This window comes from Candidatus Dormiibacterota bacterium, assembly GCA_036495095.1.
Taxonomy (GTDB): Bacteria; Chloroflexota; Dormibacteria; order Aeolococcales; family Aeolococcaceae; genus CF-96.
This window is the reverse complement of the sequence record DASXNK010000030.1, coordinates 1-3,176: the sequence shown is the minus strand read 5'-3', so window position 1 is coordinate 3,176 and position 3,176 is coordinate 1. Positions and strand designations below refer to the sequence as shown.

4 protein-coding genes are annotated in these 3,176 nt (G+C 77.7%); 2 read left to right on the top strand and 2 right to left on the bottom strand.

The features are described 5' to 3' along the window. Positions 1-326: 326 nt before the first annotated feature. The gene (locus VGL20_03410; GenBank protein ID HEY2702717.1) at positions 327-1,367 is read left to right on the top strand and encodes a phospholipase D-like domain-containing protein; all 1,041 of its coding nucleotides are present in this window, start codon (positions 327-329) and stop codon (positions 1,365-1,367) included. Positions 1,368-1,388: 21 nt separating this feature from the next. Here the strand turns inward: VGL20_03410 and VGL20_03405 are convergent, their stop codons facing one another. Beyond that, the gene (locus tag VGL20_03405) at positions 1,389-1,931 is read right to left on the bottom strand and encodes a hypothetical protein (protein HEY2702716.1); all 543 of its coding nucleotides are present in this window, start codon (positions 1,929-1,931) and stop codon (positions 1,389-1,391) included. A 149-nt stretch (positions 1,932-2,080) separates the two neighbouring features. Next, positions 2,081-2,668, bottom strand: coding sequence for a tetratricopeptide repeat protein (locus VGL20_03400; GenBank protein ID HEY2702715.1), 588 nt, complete (start codon positions 2,666-2,668; stop codon positions 2,081-2,083). A 198-nt stretch (positions 2,669-2,866) separates the two neighbouring features. Here VGL20_03400 and VGL20_03395 point away from each other — a divergent pair. Next, the coding region (locus VGL20_03395; GenBank protein HEY2702714.1) for an LON peptidase substrate-binding domain-containing protein at positions 2,867-3,176 on the top strand (310 nt) is incomplete at its 3' end.

Below are 3,176 nucleotides of genomic sequence, written 5' to 3'. Positions count from 1 at the left end.
CCGGCCACGACGGCACGGGTGGGGGCGAAGAAGGGTGCACCCCCGCAGCCGGAGGGGTAGCAGCCGGCTGCGGGGGAGGGGGGGGCGGAGGAGGTGCCGAGGACGATCCCCAGCTCCAGGCGGCGGCCGAGGACCCCGGGTCGGTCCCCGGCGTCGTGCCGGAGGACTGCTCGGGTGGGGTCGGCCGGCCGGGCGGGGTCTGGTCGTCCGTCATGGAGAGATCCTGGTTGGCGCGAATCCGGTCGCGCTGGCCGGGTGGGCGGCCCGGGGGCCGAGGTCCATCACCGCTGCGGAGCCTAGCGGTGCACGATAACCCGCCCGTAAACATGCGTGCCGCCGGATCGCGCGCCCCCGTCCGCACCGGAGGAGACCCCCTGCCGCGCCTGGTCTGCGCCCTCGGCCCTGACACCGCGGGCGAGCTGCTCGCCGGCCTCATCGGCGGCGCCCGCGGCGGCCTCGACCTCGCCGTCTACGAGGCCGGCCCGTCCTACGCCGGGCTGATCGCCTCCGCCGCCGGGGCCGGGGCGAGGGTGCGCCTGCTCCTCGACGGCCACGCCGGCGCCAACGCCACCACCGCCCGCCGGCTCGCCGGCAGCGGCGTCGCCGTGCGGGTCTGGCCGCACCGGGCCGGCGCCGAGGCCCACTGGAAGCTGCTCCGCGCCGGCACCGCCGCCGTCGCGGTGGGCAGCGGCAACCTCATCTCCCGCGACGCCCCGCACCCGGGGGGCCGGCCCGGCACCCGGGAGTGGTGGCTGGCCGTCGACGGCGCCCCCGGCGTCGCCGCCCGCGCCGGGGCCGCCATCGGCGCGGCCTGGGCCGCGGCCGGGCCCCCGCCGGCCGCCTGGACCGGCCCCGCCGCCGCAGCGGCGCCCCCGGTGGGCGTGCCCCGTCCCACCGTCGCCCCGCTCGAGCTCGCCATCGCCGAGACCGCGCTGGAGCTGGCCACCGGGGGCGCCGCCGTGGCCGCACTGCTCGGCCGCCACCTCGCCGGGGCGGGCGATCGGGCGCTCTGCACCGTCCCCTACGCCCATCCTCACGTCCGCGCCGTCGCCGGGCTGCTCGACGCCCTCGCCACCGCCGCCGGCCGGGGCGCCGACGTCCGCCTCCTCCTCGGCGCCGTCCCCGAGCCCACCGACCTCGCCGGGCTCCGCGCCCGCGGCATCGAGGTGCGGGTGATGGACCCGTCGCGCTCCACCACCGGCCACGCCAAGGGCGCGGTCGTCGACGGGGTGGTGGTGGCGGGCTCGGCGAACTGGAGCGCGGCCGGCCTCGGCGCCAACCTCGAGGCCGCGCTCGCGGTCGACCATCCCGCCGCCGCCGGCTACTACGCGGCCGCGTTCGAGCGGGACTGGGCGGCGTCGGGCTGATCCGCCCCCGGGTGCGGCCGGTCAGCCGAGCAGGTGGACGACCCCGATCACCAGGCCGTCGACCAGTCCGGACTGCGCGGGCGGATCGCCGGAGGGATCGGCGGGCGGCTCGGTGGCGGGCGGGGTGATCACCGCGGTCACGGGGGTGGTGCTGGCCACCGGCGCGGGCGGGGCCGGGGGCGTGACCGCGCGGGCCTGTCGCGGCGCCGACGCGGGGCCGGTGGCCGGAGCGGTGACGGCGCTCGGCGGGGTCGAGACCTCGGGCTGCGGCGGGGTGATCTCGATGCCGGGAAAGAACGGGGTGCCGTTGCCGGGCACCGGGGCGGGCACCGGCGCCGTCGGGGAGAGCAGCGCCAGCGAGGGCTGCTGACCGCCGGGGATGGCGGGGAAGGAGGACAGGTTGAGGCCGATCAGCGCACCCGTCGCCAGGGCCACCGCGCCGACCGCGCTCCAGACCACCCGCAGCGCCTGGCGCTGGCGGACGCGGAGATGCCGGGTGACCTCGTCGAACTCGGACACGACGCCGTCGACGGATGCCTTCCAGCCCGAGTCCTGCTCGCTCACATCGTGCTCCCGCTCCGCCGGTGGTGGACCTCGCCAGAACATGGAGACGGGCCCGGCATGCGAGTTCTTGCGGAGGTCATCGGACCGCGACCCGGCCTTTACAACCCTTCACAAGCGTCACGTTCCGCGCTCAGCGGCGCGGTCCGCGGCTACTTTCCCGGCGGGCGGTCGAGGGCCTTCAGCCGGACCATCGCGTAGCGGGCGAACTCCTCGTCGTCGGAGCCGACCGCGAACTGGAACGCCCTGCGGGCGCCCTCGGTGTCGCCGATCGACTGGAGCAGCTGGGCCAGCTCCATCGCCGCCACCGGACCGCCCACCGGGTCGCCGGAGTCGATGGTGATCTGGAAGGCGGCGCGGGCGCCGTCGGGGTCGCCCCGGTCGCGGAGCAGGCCACCGAGGTTGAAGGCGGCTCGGGGGGCGTGCTCGGGGTCGCCGGAGTCGATCGCGATCCGGTAGGCGGCGAGGGCGCCGTCGGGGTCGTCGAGCTCGTGGAGCAGGACCCCGAGGTTGAAGGCGGCGGCCGCGGAGTGGCTGGGATGGCCGCACGCCACCGCCTTGCGGTAGGCGTCCTCGGCGCCGACGGCGTCGCCGTCCGCCTCGGCCAGCTGTCCCAGCGAGAACAGGGCGATCACCAGGGCCTCGGGGTCCTGGGTGCGGGTGGCGGCGACGAACGCCGCCCGCGCGCCCTCGAGGTCGCCCTGCTCCTCGAGGACGATCCCCTCGTCGAGCCGGCTCATCGCCACGTGATCGGGTTGTCCGGCTTCCATCTCGATGACCCCGCCAGTGGTGTGCGATCTCGCCTGGTCGGGCGCCTATTCTGACGCCCCGGCGGCGGGGCGGCCAACGCCACCGCCCGGGCGGGGGGCCCGGCCGGCCCTCACCGGTGAGGGCCGGGTACGCTAGGCCCCTCGAGGTTGAAGGAGATCCCCCCGTCCATGGACCCGCGTGACGAGGTGCGCGCCGCCGGCGAGCCCGCCGTCGAGACGCTGCCGGTCGTGCCCCTGCGCGACAACGTCGTCTTCCCCCAGCAGCTGGCGCCCCTCGGCGCCGGCCGGCCGCGGTCGGTGGGCGCCCTGGAGGCCGCGGTCGGCGCCGACGGCCGGGTGGTGCTGGCGGTGCAGCGCAGCGCCGAGGTCGACGACGTCAGCCTCGCCGACCTCCATCCGATCGCGGTCGTCGCCCACGTGGGCGCGTTCCGGCGCATGCCCACCGGTGCCCAGGCCTTGGTCGAGGGCCAGCGGCGGG